We start from the raw sequence: 25074 nt of genomic DNA, 5'->3' as shown, positions 1-25074 counted from the left end.
CAAGGCAGGAAGCCTCTAACTGATTGAAGTTAGAGGCTTTTTTAGGAGGCGATATCGATGGGTTCACGAATGATGCACTACTGCATGACGACGGAGATTAACAAACTTATTTATTCTTCTAAAGAAACCAGAATCCATCTGGGAGGCCTTGCTCCAGATTTAACCCATCCCGTATATGCCCCCAAATCAGTTACTCATTTTGTGCAAGTAAATAGTCAAGGCAAGAAACGGACGGATTATGAACTCTTTATACAGAAGTACAAGGAGCATTTTACAGATTCCTTTTATGTCGGGTATCTCAGTCATCTTGTTGCGGATCAAATATGGTACGAAACGATGTATCTGAAGTTAGTGAAGTCGCTTCCTGAAAATGAAAAACAAAACGCTATAGACAAAGGATATCGTGACTTTAGAAGGTTAAACAAAAAGCTGTTAACCTATTATCCGGTATCTCCGTTAGAGGAGATACCGGCCATTGATAACGTAAAGATTGATGGGTTATACACGGAATATTTGCCTGGCATTGCTAAACAGCTGAATGACGATTTCAATGTCGAGCAATCCGCCATGTCGGAACCTCTTGAGATCTATAGTCTGGAAAGCATCCAAAAGTATATCCAATTTTCCATCTCAGAGACGATAAAGGTACTCCATTCTCATGTTGGAATACCAAGATAAAGTGGACAGCCGCGCAAGTATAATACTTGCACGGCTATTCAGGAAGCTTTAAATTTCCCGTATTTCGAATTATGGTATGAACCTCCAGTTTTATTTTCACTTGAGGCAGATATTCGGTTCGCCATTGTGCCAGCTCGTCTCGGGAAAGATTATCACGGAAATGCTGTCCTATACCGAAGATATCTGCTTGAACCCGTTGTATTTTATTGAAAATCTCGTTCAACACACGCTGAAGGAGGCCTTGCAGCTCGGTCTTAATTTCTTCCATTGACGGATTTCCAATTGCGTCCATCACAATGACTTTCAAATAAAGCTTACTATTTAATTCAGGCTTCTGACTGACAAATCTACTTTGATTACGGATACGGCTGTTCACAATTTGCACGGTAGCTTTTCCCATTACTTCTATTTTTCCTTGCATGCTGTTCCCGTCAAATACGTTGTACAGCAAGGTTTGTTCATTCGTTAAGCGTTCTACCATTTTACCGTTCTTCAGGATGCCGGCCCCGACGCTTTGGATAGCTGTTGAATGACCGGATTGAATAATGGGGAGGACTACATCATTGGTATAGGAATGTATGCCTCTGAACAATTTCCATACAGGCGTGTAGGCGATCTCCGGATTCCATCCGGCATTCTTCTGGAAGAAATCATAGATCTCATTGCCATCGCCGTTAGACGGATTGTTAATTCGCTCGAAAAATCGGTTTAGCGGTTCATCGCAAATGACAAACATCGTTTTCGGCGAGACTTGACGGGATCGGATGATGCTAGCTGTAATTTCATCGAGTCCACGCGTTGCAAAGGCTTTATCCACGATAATAACCTTCAAATGCAGCAGATCGACCTGATCTTCCAAATTCATGCTAATATGATCGATGGCCGAACTAATCGTATCCCCTTTGGCGCTGATTACCTGAATGCCTTCGTTTTTCTCCGTTACCTTTGGAATATCCAGGAATACTTCATAATTGCCCTCCTGATAGGAGATCCCCATTGCGATTGGCAGCGCCCGATGATTTATGTCTTTGTTATCCCAGCAGCCGCTAAGCAAGGTCATCATTAGAACTGCAGTTAATATGCGCAGGATCATGAGTTATTCAACCCTAACTTTGTTTTTCTTGCATGTAACCACCCCATAGTCAATACGAAGATAGGCGTTACAATCGAAACATACATTCGCAGAGGTATATTCCATTGGAAGAGGAGGTCAGCAGTCTTCCAGTCTGGGATAAACAGGCACGCGATGAAGGTGCAAAGAAGGATAATCGGGATCAGGAAGTTAGGGCTGATGTCTATCACACCAAGTCGAATAATAATAAGAATCTGCCATAGGGTAACCGCGATGAAAAACATCGTAAAAGCAACCAGGCTGAGCAATAAGAATATATTGATCCGGTCAAACATCAGCCAATTGATTTCGATCGTATCCACGACTAAGAGATAAGGGAATTGGAGCCGCCGCGCGGTTTCTTCCCCTAGTGTCAGAACCGGGATATATACGGAAATCAGATAGGTGGGAAGCAGCACGAGACACCCCAAAAATATAGCTTTTGGCTTGAAATTCGCATAGGATGGAAGGAATCCCAGCAACAAAAAACCTCCTGTATAGGCAAACAAGCTCTTATAGAAAGGAGGAAGGGTTAGAAAGGTAAAAGCACCATGGCCCGGCCAAAGCGGGAATAAATAATGCCAGTCAATGTTCTGGAAGGAAGTAACCATGACAAAAACGACCGGGATGATAAATAAGAAGCTTAACAATACCGATAATCGGAGCAAGCCTCCAATTTTTCCGTGAAAAGTCATAAAGCCAGGGACAATAAGCAGGAGCAGCATAAGAACCCATAGAGGAGTATTCGACAGAAAAACGATCGAAAGAACCTCTGCGAATGCCCGAACCGCGAGTACGATAATCCAAGCCAAATAAAGAAGCGCTGGAAATAGGACGACCCAAGCAAGTACCTTATTTTTCTTCAAGAGAATATCCACGATATTCTGGCCTTTAAAATAACTTAATCCTTTGAGATACATGGAAATGATCAGCAGGTGAAACAAAAAACCAGCGATCACAGGAATCCAATGGGATTCGTTCGTACTCTCGATTATATCTAACGGATACAAGAAAAAGATTAAACCCAGATGGGTCATGACATAGGTAGCGGAAACTTCCAGGTTTTTTGACATTTCATTCCCCTTTTGGCTTTATTAATTGCAAATATGGAACGCCTAGTGTGCGAATGCCAGCCACATAAGCACATATAATAACAAGCCCTGTCAACAGGCCAAGCACCCCGAGGAAAGCAGCTAGGAAGAGCAACAGATATTTAAGTAAACGGAGTGCATAGGAATTCCGAAAGCCTACCACAGCGGCATTTGCTATGGTTGCAGCGGCAACTATGATGATAAGCAGATTGCTTACCAGCTTGGCATCTACTACAGCCTGTCCGAGTACGATGCCTCCAACCATCGTAACCGTTGGTCCGATGCTGGAAGGGAGTCTGATAATAGCCTCCATGATCAATTCCATTATGATTAAGAGAAGAAGGGCTTCAACGATGGCCGGATAGGGAACATCTAGGCGGCTTCTCGCAATGGAATGAGCCAGCTCAAACCGTAATACATCGGGGTTGACCGAGACAAGCGCTACGTATAACCCTGGTACGATTAACGTCGTTAACAGTCCGATTAAGCGCAAGGATCGGAGCAGCCAGGTATAGATCGGCGGATGGTTGGTATCATCTTCCGTTACGAATAGATCCGATATCAGGCTTGGTAATACAATGGCAAACGGAAGCCTTTCCTGAAATAAAACTGCTTTGCCGTCTTTTAAAGCTTTGGCTGCATTTTGAGGCAGCTCGTAGGTCATGTAATGGGTAACCAGCGAAAAATTCGAGAACTCTAAGACGGACGAAAGCTCCTTTATGTTTGAAATATCTGTCGACTGTTTAGATTCGAGTTTATGTGTCAGATTACCGAGCATTTGTTTATCAATAAGGGATTCCATATAACATACAACCACGTTTGATTTAACCAGATTACCCATAACATAATTCTTCATTTGGAGGTCAGAAGTATTTAAATGAGAACGCAGGAGTATTATATTGGCCTCCAGGTTTTCATTAAATGCACTATTACCTCCGCCCACATTATTTTCCATAATGGGCATAGAAATTGGGCGGCTATTCGGTTGAGGGACAGGGTAAATACTTACACATATGCCTGATGCGTTATGCATGGCGATAAGCATGCCATCCAGAATTTCAGAGATTAGGCCAGTTGTTTCAGCGGGTACGGTTTGGCCAAGCCCTGCAAAAACTTCAACAAGCTCAAGTTTGTTTATGGACGCAGTAAGCAACGAATCTCTGACCATATAGATCGTTTGCGGGAAATTAATCAAAGACTTTAAACCGGTAATGGTAAAAGTCTCGGTAGCGATCTGTACTTGCTGATTGACATAATCCGGGTAGGAAGAAAAGTGTGTTCTAACTTCATCCATTGCTGCCATAATTGCCATTCTCCTCGCAGGTATAAATTCAACTATATTATGTCCTAAATTATCATTGTTAATCTTAACCTAGCCGGATACTTGACATCCTCCACGGGCAAGTACTAATGTTATAGTCAAGAGGTGGAATGAATGAGTAAGAAGCAGGACATTATGGCTGCGACGCTCGAATTGATTCATGAAGAAGGGCTGCAGTCGGTAACCTTCGCTAAGCTATTCAAGCGTGCAAACGTCGGATCAGGCACCATATACAACTATTTTGCAAATAAAGAAGAGCTCGTAAATGCTGTGTATAAAGAAGCGCGGATTCTGATGGGGGAACATCTGCTGCAAAATTATGACCCCGAAGCCGGCCTGTATGAACGTTTCAAATGCCTTCAGTTGAATAGACTGAAATTCGGCCTTCAATTCCCGAAGGAATTCTTGTTTATCGACAGTTTTTCTTTCTCGCCGTATATATCTCCTGAGCTCCGTAACATGAGTGATACTCACAATTCCGGGGAAGTCATTCAATCCTTAATTATGGAAGGCCAGAAGCAGGGGATCATTAAAGAGATGGATTCGCATCTGTGTCATCAGCTTATTCACGGCATAATCTCTTCCATCCTGAAAGGATATTACATTCAGAAGTACCCTTTGAACGAAACGCAGATTCAACAAATTCTGGAAGCCTCCTGGAAAGCCATATTAGTGTAGAAACAGCCTATTGGACAGTTTGTCTTAAATGGGCTGTTTTTTTGTTTGTTGGAATCGGAATAAATATTCTATAAATACTGCAAGATGTTCTGTTAAAAGAAAATTTTCTTCAGAAATTAATCGAAAATCCATCATTAATAACTCGAACAGATCCTTGAATAATTTTTAAATTGGAACAAACATTCCGAAAATTGTTGACTTAAAGGATAGAGGAGGACTATACTTGGCCCATGGAACAAACATTCCAAATCATAAATTCCTCAAGGAGGCACTTATATGTCTAACGTATGGTTAATTACAGGAAGTTCCCGGGGGTTTGGCCGCAGTCTTGCTGAAGCGGTATTGGCTAATGGAGATCAATTGGTTGCAACGGCCCGCAAACCGGAACAGATTGCCGATCTTGCGGAACACTATGGAAGTCAGGTACATCTTGTCCAGCTTGATGTGAACAGCTATGAACAGGCTGAGGCAGCTGTTAAAGCCGCATTCGACACATTCGGACGGCTGGATGTACTTGTTAATAATGCCGGCTACGGCAACGTATCTTCCATTGAAGAAACGCCATTGAACGATTTCCGGGCTCAGGTGGAAACAAACCTTTGGGGTGTCGTTAACGTAACGAAAGCCGCACTTCCGTTGCTCCGAGAGCAGGGTCATGGTCATATCATTCAATTCTCTTCCATCGGAGGACGTACGGGTGCACCTGGCCTTGGCCCTTATCAAATGTCGAAATGGGCAGTGGAAGGCTTCTCCGAAGTGTTATCCAAAGAAGTATCCCCGCTTGGCATTAAGGTTACATTGATTGAACCGGGCGGATTCCGTACGGACTGGGCAGGCTCGTCGATGCGGCATATCGAGCCGCGCGAAGAGTACAAAAATACCGTTGGCGGCTTACTAAACCATCTGCGAGACGTAAGCGGCAAGGAAAATGGAGATCCTGATAAAGCCGCACAAGCCATTCTTGACCTTGTCAATGAAGAAAACCCGCCGCTTCGTCTGCTGCTTGGCAGCGATGCCGTTGCGATTGCGAATGCTGTAGACACCGGTAAATTAGCCGAGACAAAACGTTGGGAGAAGCTCAGCATCTCAACTGACTTCGAAGCGAGGGAGCTGGACCCGTCTGTAACACGCATGTTTGACGAATTTGAAGAACAGTAATGCTCGAAGTTGCGTTGGATGAGATTAGTGGGGGCTTACCATATTAACTTAAAAAGGAGTTTATTCTATGACGCAGATATCTGCAGATTCTTCTGTTCTAACCTTTATCAATGTGTTTACCGTTAAACCCGAGAACCAGGAACGTTTGGTCGAGCTCTTGACCAGCGCAACGAATGTTTCGGTTCGGTATGCTACCGGATTTATCTCTTCCAGTCTTCATCGCAGCACAGATGGCACTAAAGTCACCATGTATGCACAGTGGAGGAGTCTTGAAGATTACCAGGCAATGCGGGATGATCCCAAGCCGCTTCCATATTTTCAAGAAGCTTTAACGATTGCGACATTCGAACCCGGAATGTATAAAGTCGTCAAAACCTTTGAACCTGTCAAAGAATAAACGCTGATAATGAAGTGGAAAACCCAAGGAGAACATTCTCCTTGGTTTTTTTTTAACTTCAACACTTCAACCGGTCCGGGAGGATTCCCGAGTATAAATCAGCGCTTACCTCTGGATACTATGTACAAATTCTGACAAAACCAGGGGAAGATAAACCTCAAATGAACGAAATACAAACCATAAACGCGGGCGATAAGCATGATCTAACTATAGTCAGCCAGAATGTGAAAGAAAATGAAGCGCATCTGAAGCGGATTTTCGAGAATTGTGCGGATATCGTCTTCCGATCTTTTACCAGCCGCTTTGGCACGATTCTGATCGTCTATGTGGACGGCCTCACAGATACAAAAGAGCTGGACAGGAGAGTGATCAAACTTTTAACCCGTTCGGATGACTCCGATAGTCAACATATAAGGGAAAGGTTAGAAGGCGAGTATGGAACGGAAGACGAAGTCACGGATTTACATGAGATTGTGAAACGGATCTTGTATGGGCAAACCGCTGTTTTTGCCGAAGGACTTACCAGTGCCGTTATGATTCAAGTGATCTCTTTTGAACACAGATCGGTCAATGAGCCCCAGCTCGAATCCTCCATTCGGGGACCCAGAGAAGCTTTTACCGAAGTTTTGCAAACGAATCTAAGCATGCTGCGGAGAAAGATTAATACACCTGATCTAAAGATGGAAGAATTGCAGATTGGAGAATTGACCCGTACTCGCGTAATGATTGCTTATTTATCGAATGAAGTCAGTGACGAGTTACTTGCAAACGTCAAAAATAAATTAACAAGCATCCGCTCCAAGGCCATTCTGGACGCCAATTATATAGAAGAGAGCATTGAAGGATCTTCGTTTTCTCTGTTTCCTCAAATTCAGAATACAGAGAGGCCCGATACGGTGGCAGCCAGCCTGATTGAAGGCAAGATCGGTATTTTTGTTGATGGATCGCCTAACGTTTTATTGGCGCCAATGACGTTTTGGTCCGGGTTCCAGGCAGCTGATGATCATTATGAGCGCTTTCTATACGTATCCGCTGTAAGAATCATCCGCATCGTTCTATTTGTGCTGTCCTTGCTATTGCCTTCCTTCTATGTCGCCTTAACAACCTATCATCCTCAGATGATTCCAAACACGTTATTAATCAGCATTGCAGCAGCTCGAGAAGGCGTACCGTTCCCGACCGTGATTGAGACTTTTATTATGGAGATTATGTTCGAGGGACTTCGAGAAGCCGGGCTTCGCTTGCCAAGAGCTGTCGGATCAGCCGTAAGCATCGTTGGTGCTTTAGTCATTGGGGAATCGGCGGTTCAAGCAGGCTTAATTTCCGCGCCGATCGTCATCATTGTCGCAAGCACAGGAATCGCTTCTTTCGCTATACCGCGCTATAACTTGAGCTTGCCATTCCGGCTTCTTCGATTCATGCTTCTTGCTTTAGCCGGTTCACTGGGCTTTTACGGAATAGCTGCCGGCACCACGGCGATTCTGATTCATCTTTGTATTCTGGAATCATTTGGGGTGTCTTATCTGGCTCCACTGGCCTCCAGTAAAAAATTCAGCGCTCAGGATACCCTGTACCGCGCGCCCAAGAAAGGCTGATTCCAATTCGAACCAGAAATCGTTTGATAAGCATATGTTTGGCTCTATGTGCCTTGTTATTGACCGGCTGCTGGGATAGAACGGAAATTAATCATTATGCCTTCTGGATGGGTACCTTTATTGACAGATCCAAAGAGGATGAAGTGAAGGTAAGTGCTCAGATTGCGATCCCTTCTCAGATTGGCTTCTCCAGCGGCTCCGGTGGATCGGGTGAGGAGCAGGGCAGTATCGTGCTCAGTGCCAGCGCTCCTACCTTGCTTGCAAGCTGTCAGCTTATTCAGGACAAGCTTCCACGCCGATTGTTTATCGGGCACCGCAGAGCCGTATTTATCGGACGAAACTTGGCTGAAGCAGGGATACGGGATTTGATGGATATGTATACCCGTAACCTGGAGACCTCCTTCCGCACAAGTGCGTTCATCGTGATTGGCGAGAAACCGGAGAAAGTATTAGAAATGAAGAGCCCTTTTGAGCCTCTATCCTCAAGCGCTGCAGTTGATGTTGAGAAATACAGTAAAAATGGGGACAAGAGCTTTCGGGACTTTATCGTCGCGATGAAAAATGAGACGACTTGTCCGGTTCTATCCGTTCTCGATACCGCTGACATAGAGAATAAGAAAGCCGGGCAAGTGTTCGAAATTAATCGTCTGGCTATCTTTAATAAACAAACCAGACTGGCTGGTATCCTCGAGCCTAAAGACAGCATGATGACGTTAAGAGTTCTGGGCAGGCTGAATCAGAACATTGTCACAGAATATATATCCGGAGGAGGAGGATATGTGACCGTATTCGAGTCGAACCAGGATACTCGAATGAAAACAAACATAGAAGGAGGGCAAGTCACTGTACATATAAAATTAACGGGTACCGGGACCTTAAAGGAGAACAGGACTAAGCTTGATTTGATGGATCCCAAAGCCCTGGAAATTGTGCAAACGGAGTTAAATGAACAGTTGGCTAAAAAAGTCCTGGATTCTATTCATAAGGTTCAGTTGAGCTATGGAACGGACATTTATGGCTTTGGAGAAGCTATCCATCGGCAGCATCCCAGCGAATGGCAAAAGTTAAAGGGCAATTGGGAGCAAACGTTCCGTCATGCAAAGATTGTAGTAGAGGTTCATTTGCATATTCTTAGGGTTGGCGCACAAGGGAGTCCAACCTAGCTAGATAGTTGCTTGCGCCTGATTAAGCTAATAATAAGCAAGAGACAAGGGATAACGATCATGCTTGGCCAAAAGATGAGAGGCAGCCATATTTTATAAAGATAGCTCGTCAAAACGATAGTAATATTTAGAGGCGGAAGCGTGCAAAGCAGATAAGCAGCAATCAGAAACAACACGGTTTTCTTCCTTATGTCTCGGTTGGTAAGTTCCGCTATTCCGTGGCTTGTCAACGTCAAATAGACGGACAACTTGACGAATACGCCAAACAGCCAGACAAATATAACCCATACGTCCATATTCTGAATGAATTCCAATACCGAAATGAAACGGACCATATTGAAGAAAGGGTAAATGAATTGTCCCGATAACTCAGGCCCAAAAGTCATGATGACGCTGGCGGTTGTCAGAAGGACGAGAAATGAAGAGATGCTAACGGCCCATAAAGCCGTTTTTGCCGCTTTTCCAGGCTGTGTGATCAGAGGGATCAACATCATGATTAATATGGATTCTGACAAAAAAGAACCGTGAACAAGTGAAGCGTCAAATAGATCAATCAGATTATGATCATGAAAAGCTGGCATGATCTGCTTGAAGTCAAGGTTAGTTGCGTTTAGGGCAAAGGTTAGCAGGACGACCGTAAAAAAAAGCGGTCCAGTAATCTGGCTGAACCGGCCTATTGCTGTTATGCCCCCTCTATACGAGATATAGGCCATGTTGGCGATCATAATGATGCTGATCACCCAGTTGCTTGTCTTGTTAAATAGTACTAATTGAATGAAATCCGTCATGGCACGCAGAATGACTACCGTAACGCTGAACCATCCCAGCAGGATATAGACGGTTACAAGCGTCCCGAGCCATTTGCCAAGAACTTTCCGGCAAATGCCAACAAGCGAACGGCTGTCATGCAGCGCACACAATTTGGCATATACATACGTGGTAGTCAGGCCGATAAGTCCGCCTATAAAAATAGAGATCCAAGCATCCTGCTGTACGCTGGTTATTGTAGGAGAGATGGTCAACCATATCGTCATGGTAAGTTCAATAACGGCTAAAATCCAAAAAAATTGCAAGGTTGTTATTCGCATGATTGATCCCCATTTCATTGCTCGAGCGCTATCATCAAGTGTTTGCCATATTCAACCATAATAAACAAGCAAGTCTAGATAAATGGTATCCGATTGAATCATCAATTCTTGTAATAAATGGTTGACACAAGAACGTGTGTTCTATATGATTTAAATGTGTATTTTTCCAATTGCACAGGAAGATACAGGTTGATTAAATTCTGGACTATGCAACGAAACATTGTTATGTTACGATGACATACGAAAGAATATGTATGAAGAGAGAAGAAGCTGCAAGCGGGATAAAGCAGGGGATTTTGGGCTATATTTCACTTTTGCTTCGCTGGATGCAGAGGTGCTTCGTACATAGCCGGCTATTATCGCGAAACATTGTTTCGAATAGCCAGACAACACTGACAAATGTTAAGGAAGAAAGGTTGCGTGGAAAGTGACTGTAAACAAGAAAAGCAACGTAGGACTTGTCATTGCCGGTCTGTTGCTTAGTATTCTGATGGCGTCGATGGATAACACGATCGTCGCGACCGCGATGGGCAATATCGTCGCCGAACTAGGCGGCATGGACAAATTTGTCTGGGTTACATCCGCTTATATGGTGGCGGAAATGGCAGGGATGCCGATCTTCGGCAAGCTGTCCGATATGTACGGCAGAAAGCGGTTTTTCCTCTTCGGTATCATCGTATTTATGGCGGGCTCAGTATTATGCGGAACTGCCGGATCGATTACGGAGCTGGCACTGTTCCGCGCGGTTCAAGGTATCGGGGCAGGGGCTATGATGCCGGTCGCTTTCACTATTATGTTTGACGCGGTTCCACTGGAGAGCCGGGGTAAAATGGGCGGCATGTTCGGTGCCGTGTTCGGAATGTCCTCCATCTTCGGGCCGCTGCTTGGGGCTTACATTACGGACAATTTTGCATGGGAGTGGGTATTCTACATTAATCTCCCGCTTGGCATTATCGCACTATGTATGATTGGTTTCTTCTACAAGGAATCGATGGAACATTCGAAGCAGCCGATCGACTGGTACGGAGCGGCCACGCTGATTGGGGCAATTGTCTGCCTCATGTTCGCACTTGAGCTTGGGGGCAAGACTTACGCATGGGACTCGGTTCAAATTCTTGGCATGTTTGCAGGCTTCGTCGTTCTGCTTATTACATTCCTGTTTGTAGAGACGAAAGTGAAGGAACCGATTATCTCGTATGCGTTATTTAAGAACCGGCTGTATTCCACCAGCATTCTTAGTGCATTGTTCAGCGGTGCTGCGTTTATTGTCGCTTCGGTATTCATTCCAATCTTCATTCAAGGTGTATTAGGCGGTTCTGCGACCAATTCCGGTCTCGTGCTGCTGCCGATGATGCTTGGCACAGTAGTTACAGCTACATCCGGCGGCTTCCTTATGACGAAGGTACCTTACCGCAATATTATGGTGGGCACATTCATTATCCTGGTTGTAGGATCGATCTTGACGACAACGCTTACGGCGGACTCCTCGAGATTTATTGTTACGATCTATATGATTCTGATTGGTCTTGGAATTGGCGCATCCTTCTCCGTATTGGGGAATACCGCCATCCATGGTCTGCCTGCACGTCAACGCGGTACGGCAAGCTCGACGCTTAACTTCATCCGTTCGCTTGGGATGACAATTGGTATTACGATCTACGGTATTGTGCAAAGCAATCTGTTCACAAGCAAAATGACCGATGCCTTTGCGACAGGCGGGGGATCCGCTCCCGCAGGCGGCATGGAATTTAAGGATCCGCGCGAAATTCTCGCACCGGAAGCTCGTGAGCAAATTCCGCCAGATGTTTTGGACAAAATTGTTCATTCGTTGGCTGATTCAATTGTTGGTACATTTGCCTGGGCCATCATTCCGGCCGTTCTCGCATTATTGGTTTCGTTCTTCATGGGCAGAAGCAAGCTTGATCCAACTACAGAGATGGAAGAACAGGGCTTCAGCGGACATTAATTATAAAATGGAGAGAAGGCAGTCGCATTTCATGCGATTGCCTTCTTTTTGTTAAATATTGGGACTTCAAATATATAGTTAACATAATATATATTATGTTATGTAATTGAGAGAATGAAGCCCCAGAAAAAAACGAGGACATGACTTTTGGCATAGAAGCATGAAAATGATCATGATTCATGATCAAATGGCATGTCCTTTTCTGTTGTCGTTCATGACTTCTCGCAGATTTGCAGGAGATTCATTCTTGTTATACTGTTTCCACGGAGGAGGTGTATGAAATGAAAGTGGAATACGTGTTCCGTTTATTTATCGAGCATCTTAAGCAACTGATACAAGAGTTCAATAAACACACGGTTGATAATGTACTTGGACTTTCAGATCATCCTAATATGCTTCCGAGAAGCTACGATTTCTATTTTGCTTACGGCACGAATCCAGCGAGTTGGGAGGGTGAAAAGTATGATAACGAAATTTAAAGAACTCCGTGATTATATCCTGGAGAAATGGACAGCAAAAATGAATAAGCCTGTAAGTGAGAAAGCCCCTCAAGAACAGACGATTGGTGAACTCATCTTCGAAAATTCTTTATACGAATAAGGGTAGAGGAGTGATCACGAGATGAACAAAAAAGAAAAGCTAAAAACGCTGACTAAACTGCAATATAACGTAACGCAGCATGGGGTGGACGAACAGCCTTTTGCTAATGAATACTGGAATAACGAAGAAGAAGGAATTTACGTAGATATCGTTTCAGGTGAACCTCTGTTTAGTTCGAAGGATAAATTCGATGCTTGTACAGGCTGGCCAAGTTTTTCAAAACCTTTGGATCCGGAGAACTTCGTTTTTAAACGTAAAGGATTATTCGGTACCGAAGTAAGAAGCAAGCAAGCCGATTCCTTCCTGGGTGACGTGTTTAACGATGGCCCGGCGTCAACCGGAATGAGATTTTGTATGAATTCAGCTGCCATGGTATTTATTCCGAAAGCGGAGCTTGAAAAACAAGGATATGGCGTATATGCGGCGCTATTTGAAGATAAATAAGATAAATCCATAAAAAAGCAGTCCTTAGGGCTGCTTTTTCCTATTTTCACCCCAAAAAACGTCAGATTATATGCTATAATTAAGTGCGCAAAATCAGAGTTTTGCGCACTTTCCTTTGAGAGCGACTTTTTATACATAAGGTGGGACACAAGTATTGAAGAGACAGCATGAACTGGAGGACCAATACGGCAAGCTGACTCAGGCTTTTCGCATTTGGATGAAGCAGGCCGGATATACGGATACCACCCAGAAGGAATATATGAGAGAAGCCTACGGCTATTTGGAATCACTCGAAGGAGCTTCTGCTGAACAGGCGGGGAAAATGCATGTGATTTCATTCCTCGTATCCAAGCAGCGTGGAGCAGGCGACCGTGCGAGGAACCGGACCTTATCGGCTATCCGATCCTTTTATACCGCGTTGATCGATTTCGAGATGACTGCTCGCAATCCCGCGATGGAAGTCAAGAAATCCAAGACAGAGAAGAACAAGAAACCGGTGTACCTGGAAGAGGATGAGCTGGCTGCTAGCCTTTCGTGTATAGAAGGGCGCTACCGCGCCCGTAATATTGCCATTTTCCTGCTGATGAGTTATTGCGGCTTACGCGTTGGCGAAGTCCACCGATTGAACCGAAGTGACTTCAACCCGGTAAGAGGTACGATCGAGGTATTCGGGAAAGGGCGGAAGTGGAACGAAATTCCCGTACCAGAAGAGCTGGCTGCCGTGCTTACGGAAGTGTCGCTGGACCGTATTACACCATACAAGGAGCAGGAGGATGCTTTTTTCGTATCGCAGAAGGGAAGAAGGCTGTCGATCCGGCAGATTCAGAAAATCGCTACCCAGACCTTCGATGCCTTCAAAAGCATAAATCCCGGTGCGGCGAATAAAAAGCTCTCCTGCCATAAACTGCGTCATACTTTCGCCACGATATTGCTAAAGAACGGTGTAGATATTCGCGTTGTGAAGGAGCTGCTTGGACATGCCTCCATTGAAACAACAATGATCTACACTCACGTTAACGATGAACAGAAGAAGGAAGCGATGGCCACCATTCGGCTTCCCGTGCGTGTTTAGTTTTGAAGCTGAGGCGTGCGTTTGTCCTGGTGCTGCCAGAAGTTGATTACAGCTTCCGTATCAGAAGCCATTCCAAAGTAAGTATCAACCGTCTTGACCGTCATATCATGCTCTTCTTGAGAGAAGGCAGCACAGGCATCCTTCATCAGCACAATCCGATAATCCATCATAAAGCCGTCTCTCGCGGTGGATTCTACGCAAAGATTAGTACTTACACCCGTCATAACAAGGGTTTCGATCTTTAAGGTCTGTAGTACGGACTCAAGCCTGGTATGAATAAAGCCGCTGTATCGATGTTTCTTTACAACAATATCTGTTTCCTTTGGGGAGATGACGTAAAATTCGGCTCCCCAGCTGCCGGTATGGCAAATCGGATTTATACCATCCTTGAAACGGGAGAGCCACGCTTCAGAGTCGGTAGCTTTTTCGTGATTCGTCTGAAGAAAAATGACAGGGATCCCTTGCTCCCGTGCGGAATCTAACAGGGCTTGCAGGTTGGGCATCATCCGACTAACCGCACTGACGTCAATTCCGGTTTTAGCGATCGCACCGTCTGGATGGCAGTAATCATTTTGGACATCAACAACGATTACAGCTGTATTTTTCTGCTCGAGATTCTGTTTTAATTTATCCAATGCATACACCTACTTGTCATTTTATTAGGATATATTATTTTTCCAAGGACAAATCATTCTTATCCCTAAAGCAAAGAGCCGCAATTTGCGGTTCTTTGCCTTTTAAGAACGAAATAACGGGGCATAATAATTTCCAGCCTATTTCATACAGGGGGAAATCCATGAATTTACAATCGGGTACATATTACTGGCCATCAACCTTGCCTGTCGCCCCAAGTTACCCTGCTTTACAAGACAATGTAGAATGCGATGTTGCGATAATTGGGGGAGGGAGCTCCGCGGCGCAGTGCGCTTACTATCTGGCTGACCAGGGATTAAAGACGGTAGTGTTGGAAAAAGGAACAGTCGGTGGGGGAAGCACGAGTACAAACACGGCTATTATTCAATATTCGGGTGAGAAGATGTTCACCTCTCTCACTAACACCTTCGGCGAGGAGTATATCGCAAGGCATCTCAAGCTGTTAAAAGAGGCGATCGACGACATCGAGGCTGCCTCCCGGCGTGTTGAAATGGATTGTGAATTTTGCCGTCGTGATACGCTTTATTCCGCAAGCTGTCCAGAAGATGTCGCAAGTCTAAGAAACGAATACGAATTTATCAAACGACATGGCGTCCAAGTGGATTTCTGGAAGAAGGAAGATATTGAAGCGAAATATCCTTTCAGTCGGGATGCGGCCATATATTCCTATCATGATGGAGAACTGAATCCTTACAAATTCACACACGCGCTATTCCAGTATGCAGCTAAACAGGGAGTCCTGGTGTATGAGCACTCGGAGATGAATGGGCATCATTATGACAAAGAGCAGCAGCGCATGATTATTTCCACTAAAAAAGGATACCAAGTCAGCGCTCGTTATGTTATCTTTGCAGCCGGTTACGACAATATGGATATTCGAAAAGAAAAGCAGGCTTCCTTCGTCAGCACCTATACGGTTACGACACAGCCGGTAACGGATTTCTCTACCTGGCACAACCGGACTTTATTGTGGGAAACGGCACGGCCTTATATCTACATCCGCTCAACGGCGGATAACCGCGTAATTATCGGTGGTCTCGATGACAACACGACGTATCCGGACGATCGGGACAGGAAGCTGATTCATAAATCGGAGCTTCTGATAGAGGAATTTAACCGAAGATTCCCCGATATCCAGGTAGAATCTGCTTATTCCTGTGCAGCATTTTACGGCGGGATGGTGGATGGTCTTCCTATTATTGGGAAATATGATGATGTTCCCAGCAGCTACTTCTTGCTTGCTTACGGCGATAATGGCACGGTATACAGCCAGCTTCTGTCCAAAATCATTGCTCAGGAGATTGTGGATGGGCATAGCCCTGATCTGGAATTATATTTGCAGGATCGGCCATATTTAAAACGCTTGAGAAGCCAAGTATATGACAAACAGAACTTTTCTTAATCGTAATCTTGACGATTAAGAAAAGTTCTGTTATTGTTACTTATACGTAATAATTACGTTCAACACGAAAGTGTTGGACTTTTTATTTGGTCATTAATCGTAATAATTACGCAATGTCAAATAGTTTAGAACTGATTTCCTATAGAACTAGAACAGAAAGGATGATTCGTTTGTTGCTTGCCTCCCTGCAAGACGTGACGTTTGGTTACGGTGATGTTCCTTGTCTGGAAAAGGCGAACATCGAGGTTCACTCGGGAGAATTGATTGCCGTCACCGGTCCGAATGGTGCTTCCAAATCCACTTTACTGAAGCTGGCCATGCAATTACTTCATCCATGGGAAGGGAAGGTGACATTATCTCCGACTAATACAGCTGGCAACAAGCTGGTTGTAGCCTATGTACCGCAACAGATTGCGGCTTTTAACAGCGGATTTCCCAGCCAAGTAACCGAATTCGTACGCTCTGGCCTACATACCCAAAGCAGCAATTGGCTCAGAAGGTTAACTCCTCAAGCCAAGCAAGCAGCAGATGAAGCGATGCAAAGCATGGGAGTATGGGAATTGCGCAATCGCCGGATAGGGGAGCTTTCCGGAGGGCAGAAACAAAGGATTTGCATAGCCAGGGCTCTTGCCATGTCGCCTGATCTGTTCATTCTTGATGAACCAACTACCGGCATGGATAAAGAAAGCCGAAAAAGCTTTTATACTCTCATGCGGGAACAAATCGACAGGCATGGCAAGACGGTTCTAATCGTAACGCATAATTTGTCTGAGATGAATGACATGCTGGATCGAATGATTACGCTTGAGCGAAGAGAGGAGGGAGGCTGGAAATGCTGCACTACGACTTTATGCAGCGGGCATTTTGCGCCGGCGGAATCATTGCATTAATCGCTTCAGCGCTAGGTGTCTATTTGTTATTGAGAAGGCAGGCCTTAATGGCCGATATGCTGTCCCATGTATCGCTGGCTGGTGTTGCTGCTGGTGCATATTTAAGGATTAATCCATCCATAACCGGTTTTATTGTAGCGATTATAGGTGCTATTGCTGTTGAATATGTCCGCAAAGCTTATAAAACCTATAGCGAGCTTTCAGTAGCCATTATCATGGTTGGGGGACTGTCTGTGTCTATCATTCTCATGACCATGAACAAGACAATTAATAAAAGCTTCTCCTCTTACTTATTTGGTTCGGTAGTTGCTGTTAATCAGCTGGAGCTAACAATGATGCTTGCTGCTGCTCTCATTGGCGCTTTGTTCTTCTTCTTATTGCGGAAGCCGCTCTATATTATCTCGTTTGATGAGGAGTCGGCGAGAACAAGCGGCATTCCTGTGCAATGGATCTCCGTTGGTTTCAGCATTATCACAGGAATGATCGTAGCGGCGGCAATGCCGATTGTTGGCGTCCTGCTTGTTTCTTCACTCATTATTTTACCCGCTGCCTTGTCCGTTCGGATTGCTCCGAGCTTTACGTCAGCGATATTAGTATCGATGGGAATCGGATTGACCGGGACGTTTACCGGCTTAACAGCTTCCTACGAGCTGAGCACGCCACCGGGAGGTACGATTGCATTCATTCTTTTACTATTTCTGGTGTCAGGTTTATGCGTGAGAAAAATAATCCTGCTGGCATCTAAGAGCACCAGCAAGAAAATGCGGCCGGAAATTGCCGTCAAAGAGTCAAGGATCTCGAAGAATGGTCTTAGCTCTAATCTCCAAAAGATTAGGCAGAGATAGAAATCAATTACGGAGGTAGTCATTATTATGAAATTCTGGTTAAAAAAATCGATTGTGCTAGGTGCAGGACTATCCTTAATCTTGTCCGGCTGCGGCAATCAAGCAAAAGAAGCTGTAAGTCCAAACGTAAAGCTGAAGGTTGTTACAACCTTTTATCCGATGTATGAATTCAGCAAGCAAGTCGCGGGCGATCATGCAGATGTAATTGCCCTTATTCCTTCAGGCGCAGAGCCGCATGATTGGGAGCCTAGCGCGAAAGATATGGCCACCATTAAAGACGCTGATGTGTTCGTCTATAACGGGATCGTTGAAGGTTGGGTTGATCGTGCGTTATCCAGCGCAGCAAATGAAAAGCGTGTTGTCGTGGAGGCTAGTAAGAGTATTTCCTTAATGGAAGGGGAAGAACACGATCACGAGCATGGGGAGGAGGAGCATGATGGCGAAGAAGAGGAGCACGCTCATGAGGAAGAAATTCATATGGATCCTCATGTGTGGCTTGATCCTGTCCTGGCCGAGCAAGAGGTAAGGGCGATTCAAGCAGCGTTCGAGAAAGCGGATCCCGCAAGCAAAGAGGACTATCAGAACAATGCGGACAGCTATATCGCAAAATTAAAGGAATTGGATCTTGCTTTCAAGGAAGGCTTGAGTAATACCAAACATAAAGAGTTCGTGACTCAGCACGCAGCATTTGGTTATTTGGCAAAGCAATACGGACTTACACAGGTTCCAATATCAGGACTATCTCCTGAACAAGAGCCGTCACCCGATGAGATGGCAGAGGTTGTTGAATTCGCGAAGGGGCATCAGGTAAAGACCATTTTCTTCGAGACACTGGTAGAACCAAAGGTCGCACAGGTTGTAGCAGACGAGATTGGCGCAGCAACCGCAGTGCTTAACCCGCTCGAAGGGCTTACAGATAATGAAATAAAAAATGACTTGGACTACATCGGCATCATGAGAAATAATCTTGAAGCTTTAAAGAAAGCGCTGAACGAATAAGTCGATATAGCATTGGCAGATATGTCCGGGAATGTCCCGGCTTTTTCTTTCATTACTAATCGTAATAATTACAAATATGGAGGCTAGAAAATGAACAAAATACCCGTTACCGTCCTAAGCGGATATTTAGGAGCCGGCAAAACGACGGTCCTAAACCATGTGTTAAACAACCGGCAAGGCATGAAAGTCGCCGTCATCGTGAACGACCTAAGCGAGGTTAATATCGATGCGGCACTAATTAAAGAGGGAGGAGGGTTGTCGCGTACGGATGAGAAGCTTGTAGAAATGTCCAATGGCTGTATCTGCTGCACGCTCCGGGAGGATTTGCTCCGCGAAGTTGAACGGCTAGCCTTGGACGGACGATTTGATTACATACTGATTGAATCGACAGGCGTCGGAGAGCCCGTCCCCGTGGCACAAACCTTTACTTACATTGATGAAGAGCAGGGAATCGATCTTTCCCGGTTTTGCCGGCTCGATTGCATGGTAACGGTCGTTGATGCCAACCGCTTCTGGCATGACTTTTCCTCAGGGGAATCCCTGCTGGCAAGAAGCCAGGCTGTTGGAGAAGATGACAACCGGGAGGTTGTTGATCTGCTCATCGATCAGATTGAATTTTGCGACGTTCTGCTGCTTAACAAATGCGACATGATCGAAGAAGCCGAGCTTGTTCAATTGGAAGTTATGCTTAAGAAACTTCAGCCGCGCGCCAAGCTGATCAGAACGGTAAACGGGAACGTAGATCCTTCAGAAATATTAAATACAGGGTTGTTCGATTTCGATGAGGCCAGTCAGTCTGCAGGTTGGGTGAGGGAGATGGAGAAGCCGGAGCATACGCCTGAAACCGAGGAGTATGGAATTTCTTCCTTTGTTTATGAGCGGGTTAAGCCGTTTCATCCGGGTAGACTTAAGAAATGGCTGAGAAATTGGCCGGAAGAGGTTGTTCGGGCTAAAGGGGTTATGTGGGTGGCTTCACGGAACAATATCGGCCAAAATATTAGTCAGGCTGGTCCATCCATTCAATTTGGCCCTTCCGGGTACTGGATTGCAGCATTACCGCGCGAAGAACAAGACATGTACCTGAACGAATATCCGGAATTGCAAGCTAATTGGTCTCCCCTGTATGGTGACCGGATCAATAAAGTTGTGTTTATCGGAATCGGGATGGACCGTGACGCCATTCATGCTACACTCGACAGCTGTCTTCTGACAGAAACGGAGATGAAGGAAGACTGGACGCGCTTTAAAGATACATTGCCAAATGTGATTGAAGAATTGCATCAGTAGGGGAAGGCAGCCGTTATTTGGTGAACGGCTGCTTTTTTATAGAATAGGGAAGGATCCTAACTTTAACTGACGAATTAGTTAATGATTTTTATTAATAGTCAGGATATTATTCATCAGAAAAGGCAGGTACTCAAATGAAGGTAACGATCACGCTTGTAAATACAGCAGATGAAATAGAAGAAGCGGCACGCTTAGCGGGGCAAATTTGGCGCGAGTATTATGTTTCGATTATAACAATCGAGCAGATAGATTATATGGTTGATAAATTCCAATCGATCGCAGCGATTACGGATCAGATTGAGCATCAGGGCTATGAATATTACTTGCTCCGGCATGATGGAACGGCAGTAGGCTATCTATCGGTTAGAGAAGACAACGGGAAGCTCTTCCTTAGCAAGTTCTATGTGGCCAAGGAGCACCGCGGGCACGGCTATGCCAGCGAGGCTATGGCTTTCATCGAACATCTGTGCAAAGACCGCGGCCTAAGCCATATTTGGCTGACGGTCAATCGGGATAACGAATCCAGTATCGCGGTATATGAGAAGAAAGGTTTCCTTAACGTACGGGAACAAGTCGCGGACATCGGGAACGGATATGTCATGGATGACTTTATTATGGAGAAGGAAATTACGGCTCAGACATGAAGTGAGGTTATACAAGACATCCATAGGGATGTCTTTTTTTCTTTTAGAAATAGGCCTGAAAACGGCAAGAAGTAAATAATTGTAGATGCGAAGTTGGCAAAGGATGATTTCACCTGATGCGGCGCTCCCTTATTGTAAGGTTATCGGCATTCCGATCACAGAGTCGTCGATACATACCAATGAGAATGGAGTGGTCTAACAGCTATGAAAAGGCATTCCTTGCACAAATGTTTATCACTAATACTGACCCTGGGGCTTCTCGTAACCTGCTTTCCTATCCAGGCGGCGGTCGCCGCGGAGGAGCAGCTCGTCACACTAACCGCATCCTATACCTACCACGGGGATCGCTTGGAACAGGTGAATGACGGAATTGTCTCTTACGACGATACGCCAAAGAACCGCTGGACATCTTACGAATCTCCACATGCACAAGATTGGGTACAGTTCGAATACGCCAGCGCCAGCTCGAAAAATACAGCGGGCGTCTATTTATTTGACGACGGCGGAGGGATAAAGGCTCCAAGCTCTTATGACATACAGTATTGGAATGAAACCGAATGGGTGAATGTGCCAAATCAGGTGAAATCCCCTTCAGAACCAGTAGGCAATGAATTAAATCTCGTAACATTTGATTCCGTAGCTTCAACAAAATTCCGCGTTCTGTTCACGCATTCCGGATCAAAGAGCGGTGTCTCGGAGATCGTAATTGCCGATTCGAACACCGAGCCCGTACCAGGTGCAGCAGTACCTCCTCTTGGTACCGCATCGGCATCTTTTACGTTCCGCCTGGATCAGGTTAGCCAAGTGAATGACGGCATTGTGTCTTACACGAGTACGCCCGCAAACCGGTGGACTTCTTACGAGTCGCCAAATGCAACCGACTGGGTGCAGACGAACTTTGGAGAAGCGAAACGCAAGGACGCGGTTGGCATTTATCTCTATGCCGATGGGGGAGGCATAAAAGCCCCTGCCTCGTATGATGTTCAATATTTGAATGCGGACAATGAATGGGTGAGCGCGGACAATCAGGTCAAATCACCTGAAGCTCCAACCGGCAACGCGCTGAACTTAGTCCGGTTTGATTCGGTTTTCGCCCAGAAATTCCGTGTTCTGTTCACGCATAGCGACGCGAAGACCGGCGTTACGGAGATCCAATACGTCGATTCCGATACGCAATCGCTGCCGACGGAGTCTTCAACGGCTGTTGCGAGTGCCTCTTATTCCAACAATGGCGATTCACCTGATTATGTCGCCGACGGGATCATTTCTTATAATGATTTTCCGAGAAACCGTTGGACGTCCTATGGATCCCCGAACGCGACGGATTGGGTCCAGGCCGAATATGATCACGCCGTATCCAAGAACATGGTGGGTATCTATCTCTTTGACGATGGTGGAGGTGTTCAGGCTCCATCTGCGTACGATGTTCAGTACTGGAGCGGTAGTGATTGGGCTAGCGCTCCGAATCAGGTCAGAACGCCAGCTGCACCGGCAGGCGGAGAAATGAATGTAGTCTCCTTCGATACGGTAATCTCCGAACGCTATCGAATTGTATTTACGCATAAGGGAGATGCCAGGTCGGGAGTGTCCGAGATCATTTACGTCGATTCGAACAAAGAGCCGGTTCCCGTCGAACCGCCAGTGGTAGAAATAGAGCCTGCTATTGAGATTTTATCTCCCGCAATCGGTTCATCCGTATCGGGTTCAGTAAAGATTGATTTCAAAGCGCCAGGCATGAAAAATGTGTGGGCGAGAGCATGGCATCAACCGGATGATGCCAATCCCGATCCGAATGGTTATGACGCCTGGCTCCAAAATGTTGCACCGGATGAGGAAGGTTATGGATCAGTAACGATTGATGCGGAACAGTTGCCGCATGGTCCGCTCACCGTTATCTTGAACGCATGGAACTCTGCGGAAGGTGACCCGAACTTCACGGAATCGACGACCAGTTATTTGCAGCTGTATAACAATGGCGGAGTGGAGTGGAACAGCGGAATTCCTGCAGCAGCACCTCTACAAACGGAAGGCATGCATGTGCTGTTTGAGGACGATTTCTCCGGTCCGTTATCCATATCCAAGACAGGAGCAGGCACAAGGTATGCCTCACTAAAGCCGGATTGGCCTAACGGCGCCGAATTCGGAGAAGCGATCTTTGCAGATCCGACGGATTCCGTTAATCCGTTCTCCATACTAGGAGACGACCATCTGAGAATCCGGGTAAGCAAAGCACCGGAAGGATATGTGGATCCACAAGGATGGAACCGCAAGTATATCGGAGGCTTGTTGTCTTCCGTCCGGCTTGACGGGACGGGCATCGCCGCGACGAATGGCTATTTCGAGGCGAGAATTCAGATGCCCGCAGGCAAAGGCGCATGGCCTGCATTCTGGTTAATGTCTCAAAACAGCACCGGCGCCAACCATTTGGCCTCTACAGCCGAGCTCGATACTGTCGAAGCTTACGGCCATGATCCTAGCGGTGCATGCCAAGCCAAGCACTGGTGGGCGGGAAGTCCGGAATCGCATCAAACGAATTGTTCCTCCAGTAATTTTGCTTACGGGGATAATGCTTCAACATGGCACACGTACGGTACAAAAATCACTCCAACCGAAGTTATCTATTACATTGATAACGTTGAGGTCTGGAGACATGTGTCCTTTGAGCAGGCCAACACGCCGATGTACTTCATGCTTAACCTTGCGCTTGGCGGAGGCTGGCCGATCGATCTGGCGAAATACGGGGATCAAATCGATATGTATGTCGATTATGTAAGAGTGTTCGAGCCGGACGCCACAACATCAACGCCAACTCCAAATCCAAATCCAAGTCCGGTGCCGACCAAACAGGAGCTTAAGCTTGAAGGTGACGCGGTCATCGCAGCACTACCAGAGTCGTCAGTCGATTCCATTAAGGGAATCAACACCTTAACATTAAGTGCTGCGGCTTGGAAGCAAGTTCAAGCTTTTGCGGCATTAAATCATGTTCATAAAATCATTCTGGAGACGCCTCCGGCTACTAAGGATATATCTTCTGTTATGGTGAATCTGCCTGTTGCGGCTCTTAACGGTACGTCAGATTTGTCTATTGAAGTAAGAACGCCGCTTGCATCGGTTGTGCTGTCTAATGATAGGTTTGCGGACCAATCGCTATCTTTAGACGTGATTTCGATTCAAATCAGCAGCAAAGACACTGATACCCTGAGCAAGGAGCTGCAGCTTCAGGTTGGCCATCATCCCGTCATAGAGATAACGGCATTTGCAGGAGGACAAAGCATCTCCTGGAACAATCCGAATGCACCGGTGACCATTCATATCCCCTATAAGCCAACAGCAGAAGAATTGTTCAATCCTGAGCATATCGTCGTGTGGTATATCGACGGAGAGGGCAACATCATTGCCGTTCCGAATGGTCATTATGATCCCGACATGCAATCCGTCGTCTTTAAGGCCACTCATTTCAGCACGTATGCGGCTGCGTATGTGTATAAGACGTTTGATGATATCAGCTCTTTAGGGTCTGCAGCGAAGAAAGCAATTGAAGTACTTGCGTCTAAAGGCATTGTTAAGGGGACTTCGCAGCAGCAATTCAGCCCGTTCAAAAAAATCAGCCGGGCGGATTTCGTCCTGTTATTATCGCGGGTCTTTGAATGGCAGGCACAACCAGGCAAAGCGTTCTCAGATGTACCAGACACTTCCTATTACAGTGAAGCTTTATACAAAGCGAGAACGCTGGGCGTGGTCAAAGGAAACGGAAAAAATCTATTTCTGCCGGGCGAAGCGATCACGAGAGAAGAAATGATCGTTATGACGCAGAGAGCATTAGCTGCGGCGAAGATCAGCTTGCCTTCGATGGATGCCAGTCAGCTGGGCCAGTTCTCTCCGATGCCTACGAGAGCAGAGACGGCGTTGCTACTCTACCAACTGCTTGGAAAAAGTTGAAATCAGTCGATCCGATGTAAACAACGGACGATAGGCTTCGGGATTATCCTGC

The 25074-nt window shown here is 45.7% G+C and carries 23 protein-coding genes; 18 read left to right on the top strand and 5 right to left on the bottom strand.

Annotated features, from left to right (window positions below):
* Window positions 1-57: 57 nt before the first annotated feature.
* On the top strand, window positions 58-678 hold the full coding sequence (locus BM200_RS06100) for a hypothetical protein (protein ID WP_091182611.1): 621 nt from the start codon (window positions 58-60) through the stop codon (window positions 676-678).
* Between the two features lie 34 nt (window positions 679-712).
* Here the strand turns inward: BM200_RS06100 and BM200_RS06095 are convergent, their stop codons facing one another.
* Genes BM200_RS06095 through BM200_RS06085 form a run of 3 tightly spaced genes read right to left on the bottom strand, consistent with a single transcriptional unit; the run spans window position 713 to window position 4183 of the window.
* Window positions 713-1771, bottom strand: coding sequence for a Ger(x)C family spore germination protein (locus BM200_RS06095; RefSeq protein ID WP_091182610.1), 1059 nt, complete (start codon window positions 1769-1771; stop codon window positions 713-715).
* Window positions 1768-2862: a GerAB/ArcD/ProY family transporter gene (locus tag BM200_RS06090; protein WP_091182608.1), complete on the bottom strand. Its 1095-nt coding sequence runs from the start codon at window positions 2860-2862 to the stop codon at window positions 1768-1770. Before BM200_RS06090 ends, BM200_RS06095 begins: the two co-directional genes overlap by 4 nt.
* 1 nt (window position 2863) lies before the next feature.
* Window positions 2864-4183 carry a spore germination protein gene (locus BM200_RS06085; RefSeq protein WP_175532751.1) on the bottom strand — a complete coding sequence of 440 codons (1320 nt, stop codon included), beginning with the start codon at window positions 4181-4183 and terminating at the stop codon, window positions 2864-2866.
* 132 nt (window positions 4184-4315) lie between these two features.
* Here BM200_RS06085 and BM200_RS06080 point away from each other — a divergent pair, with 132 nt between their 5' ends.
* The 5 genes from BM200_RS06080 (at window position 4316) to BM200_RS06060 (ending at window position 9192) form a co-directional block, all read left to right on the top strand.
* Window positions 4316-4879 carry a TetR/AcrR family transcriptional regulator gene (locus BM200_RS06080; RefSeq protein WP_091182604.1) on the top strand — a complete coding sequence of 188 codons (564 nt, stop codon included), beginning with the start codon at window positions 4316-4318 and terminating at the stop codon, window positions 4877-4879.
* A gap of 276 nt (window positions 4880-5155) precedes the next feature.
* The gene (locus BM200_RS06075) at window positions 5156-6037 is read left to right on the top strand and encodes an oxidoreductase (RefSeq protein WP_091182602.1); all 882 of its coding nucleotides are present in this window, start codon (window positions 5156-5158) and stop codon (window positions 6035-6037) included.
* Window positions 6038-6104: 67 nt separating this feature from the next.
* Window positions 6105-6434 carry an antibiotic biosynthesis monooxygenase family protein gene (locus BM200_RS06070; RefSeq protein WP_091182601.1) on the top strand — a complete coding sequence of 110 codons (330 nt, stop codon included), beginning with the start codon at window positions 6105-6107 and terminating at the stop codon, window positions 6432-6434.
* Window positions 6435-6595: 161 nt separating this feature from the next.
* A complete protein-coding gene (locus tag BM200_RS06065; protein ID WP_091182599.1) occupies window positions 6596-8029 on the top strand; it encodes a spore germination protein in 1434 nt (477 codons plus the stop codon).
* Between the two features lie 23 nt (window positions 8030-8052).
* The gene (locus BM200_RS06060; protein ID WP_281248342.1) at window positions 8053-9192 is read left to right on the top strand and encodes a Ger(x)C family spore germination protein; all 1140 of its coding nucleotides are present in this window, start codon (window positions 8053-8055) and stop codon (window positions 9190-9192) included.
* On the opposite strand, the gene BM200_RS06055 is transcribed toward BM200_RS06060, so the two are convergent.
* Window positions 9189-10280, bottom strand: a complete 1092-nt coding sequence (locus tag BM200_RS06055) for a GerAB/ArcD/ProY family transporter (protein ID WP_175532749.1) — start codon at window positions 10278-10280, stop codon at window positions 9189-9191. The genes BM200_RS06060 and BM200_RS06055 overlap by 4 nt on opposite strands.
* Window positions 10281-10707: 427 nt before the next feature.
* On the opposite strand from BM200_RS06055, the gene BM200_RS06050 reads away from it, so the two are divergent.
* The 5 genes from BM200_RS06050 to BM200_RS06035 all read left to right on the top strand — a co-directional run bounded on the left by BM200_RS06050 (window position 10708) and on the right by BM200_RS06035 (window position 14362).
* Window positions 10708-12246, top strand: a complete 1539-nt coding sequence (locus tag BM200_RS06050) for an MDR family MFS transporter (RefSeq protein ID WP_091182593.1) — start codon at window positions 10708-10710, stop codon at window positions 12244-12246.
* A 281-nt stretch (window positions 12247-12527) separates the two neighbouring features.
* Entirely contained in the window at window positions 12528-12725 is a 198-nt protein-coding gene (locus BM200_RS06045) for a hypothetical protein (protein ID WP_091182591.1), read from the top strand.
* On the top strand, window positions 12709-12846 hold the full coding sequence (locus tag BM200_RS29895; RefSeq protein ID WP_175532748.1) for a hypothetical protein: 138 nt from the start codon (window positions 12709-12711) through the stop codon (window positions 12844-12846). The genes BM200_RS06045 and BM200_RS29895 overlap by 17 nt, the downstream gene beginning before the upstream one ends.
* Window positions 12847-12867: 21 nt before the next feature.
* Window positions 12868-13290: a peptide-methionine (R)-S-oxide reductase MsrB gene (msrB, locus tag BM200_RS06040; RefSeq protein ID WP_091182589.1), complete on the top strand. Its 423-nt coding sequence runs from the start codon at window positions 12868-12870 to the stop codon at window positions 13288-13290.
* A 154-nt stretch (window positions 13291-13444) separates the two neighbouring features.
* A complete protein-coding gene (locus tag BM200_RS06035; RefSeq protein WP_091182588.1) occupies window positions 13445-14362 on the top strand; it encodes a tyrosine-type recombinase/integrase in 918 nt (305 codons plus the stop codon).
* Here the strand turns inward: BM200_RS06035 and BM200_RS06030 are convergent.
* Window positions 14359-14997: a cysteine hydrolase family protein gene (locus BM200_RS06030; RefSeq protein WP_091182586.1), complete on the bottom strand. Its 639-nt coding sequence runs from the start codon at window positions 14995-14997 to the stop codon at window positions 14359-14361. The genes BM200_RS06035 and BM200_RS06030 overlap by 4 nt on opposite strands.
* 161 nt (window positions 14998-15158) lie before the next feature.
* Here BM200_RS06030 and BM200_RS06025 point away from each other — a divergent pair, with 161 nt between their 5' ends.
* The 7 genes from BM200_RS06025 (at window position 15159) to BM200_RS05995 (ending at window position 25022) form a co-directional block, all read left to right on the top strand.
* Window positions 15159-16418 (top strand): NAD(P)/FAD-dependent oxidoreductase, encoded by a 1260-nt coding sequence (locus BM200_RS06025; protein ID WP_091182585.1) that lies wholly within the window; start codon window positions 15159-15161, stop codon window positions 16416-16418.
* Window positions 16419-16588: 170 nt separating this feature from the next.
* On the top strand, window positions 16589-17308 hold the full coding sequence (locus BM200_RS06020) for a metal ABC transporter ATP-binding protein (RefSeq protein WP_175532792.1): 720 nt from the start codon (window positions 16589-16591) through the stop codon (window positions 17306-17308).
* Window positions 17245-18153 (top strand): metal ABC transporter permease, encoded by a 909-nt coding sequence (locus BM200_RS06015; RefSeq protein WP_091182582.1) that lies wholly within the window; start codon window positions 17245-17247, stop codon window positions 18151-18153. Before BM200_RS06020 ends, BM200_RS06015 begins: the two co-directional genes overlap by 64 nt.
* A 27-nt stretch (window positions 18154-18180) precedes the next feature.
* On the top strand, window positions 18181-19152 hold the full coding sequence (locus BM200_RS06010; protein WP_091182580.1) for a metal ABC transporter substrate-binding protein: 972 nt from the start codon (window positions 18181-18183) through the stop codon (window positions 19150-19152).
* 90 nt (window positions 19153-19242) lie between these two features.
* Entirely contained in the window at window positions 19243-20439 is a 1197-nt protein-coding gene (locus tag BM200_RS06005) for a GTP-binding protein (protein WP_091182578.1), read from the top strand.
* 134 nt (window positions 20440-20573) lie between these two features.
* Window positions 20574-21083 carry a GNAT family N-acetyltransferase gene (locus BM200_RS06000; protein ID WP_091182577.1) on the top strand — a complete coding sequence of 170 codons (510 nt, stop codon included), beginning with the start codon at window positions 20574-20576 and terminating at the stop codon, window positions 21081-21083.
* A 204-nt stretch (window positions 21084-21287) separates the two neighbouring features.
* A complete protein-coding gene (locus BM200_RS05995; protein WP_091182576.1) occupies window positions 21288-25022 on the top strand; it encodes an S-layer homology domain-containing protein in 3735 nt (1244 codons plus the stop codon).
* Window positions 25023-25074 lie beyond the last annotated feature (52 nt).

The organism is Paenibacillus catalpae (assembly GCF_900112695.1).
Lineage (GTDB): Bacteria > Bacillota > Bacilli > Paenibacillales > Paenibacillaceae > Pristimantibacillus > Pristimantibacillus catalpae.
This window is presented reverse-complemented; position numbering and strand designations above follow the sequence as displayed.

Coding starts and splice junctions, on each gene's coding strand:
- BM200_RS06025 (WP_091182585.1), top strand. CDS start 15,159: ATGAATTTACAATCGGGTACATATTACTGGCCATCAACCTTGCCTGTC.
- BM200_RS06045 (WP_091182591.1), top strand. CDS start 12,528: ATGAAAGTGGAATACGTGTTCCGTTTATTTATCGAGCATCTTAAGCAA.
- BM200_RS06065 (WP_091182599.1), top strand. CDS start 6,596: ATGAACGAAATACAAACCATAAACGCGGGCGATAAGCATGATCTAACT.
- BM200_RS06010 (WP_091182580.1), top strand. CDS start 18,181: ATGAAATTCTGGTTAAAAAAATCGATTGTGCTAGGTGCAGGACTATCC.
- BM200_RS06075 (WP_091182602.1), top strand. CDS start 5,156: ATGTCTAACGTATGGTTAATTACAGGAAGTTCCCGGGGGTTTGGCCGC.
- BM200_RS06090 (WP_091182608.1), bottom strand. CDS start 2,862: ATGTCAAAAAACCTGGAAGTTTCCGCTACCTATGTCATGACCCATCTG.
- msrB (WP_091182589.1), top strand. CDS start 12,868: ATGAACAAAAAAGAAAAGCTAAAAACGCTGACTAAACTGCAATATAAC.
- BM200_RS06005 (WP_091182578.1), top strand. CDS start 19,243: ATGAACAAAATACCCGTTACCGTCCTAAGCGGATATTTAGGAGCCGGC.
- BM200_RS29895 (WP_175532748.1), top strand. CDS start 12,709: ATGATAACGAAATTTAAAGAACTCCGTGATTATATCCTGGAGAAATGG.
- BM200_RS06055 (WP_175532749.1), bottom strand. CDS start 10,280: ATGCGAATAACAACCTTGCAATTTTTTTGGATTTTAGCCGTTATTGAA.
- BM200_RS06000 (WP_091182577.1), top strand. CDS start 20,574: ATGAAGGTAACGATCACGCTTGTAAATACAGCAGATGAAATAGAAGAA.
- BM200_RS06095 (WP_091182610.1), bottom strand. CDS start 1,771: ATGATCCTGCGCATATTAACTGCAGTTCTAATGATGACCTTGCTTAGC.
- BM200_RS06070 (WP_091182601.1), top strand. CDS start 6,105: ATGACGCAGATATCTGCAGATTCTTCTGTTCTAACCTTTATCAATGTG.
- BM200_RS06100 (WP_091182611.1), top strand. CDS start 58: ATGGGTTCACGAATGATGCACTACTGCATGACGACGGAGATTAACAAA.
- BM200_RS06085 (WP_175532751.1), bottom strand. CDS start 4,183: ATGGCAGCAATGGATGAAGTTAGAACACACTTTTCTTCCTACCCGGAT.
- BM200_RS05995 (WP_091182576.1), top strand. CDS start 21,288: ATGAAAAGGCATTCCTTGCACAAATGTTTATCACTAATACTGACCCTG.
- BM200_RS06080 (WP_091182604.1), top strand. CDS start 4,316: ATGAGTAAGAAGCAGGACATTATGGCTGCGACGCTCGAATTGATTCAT.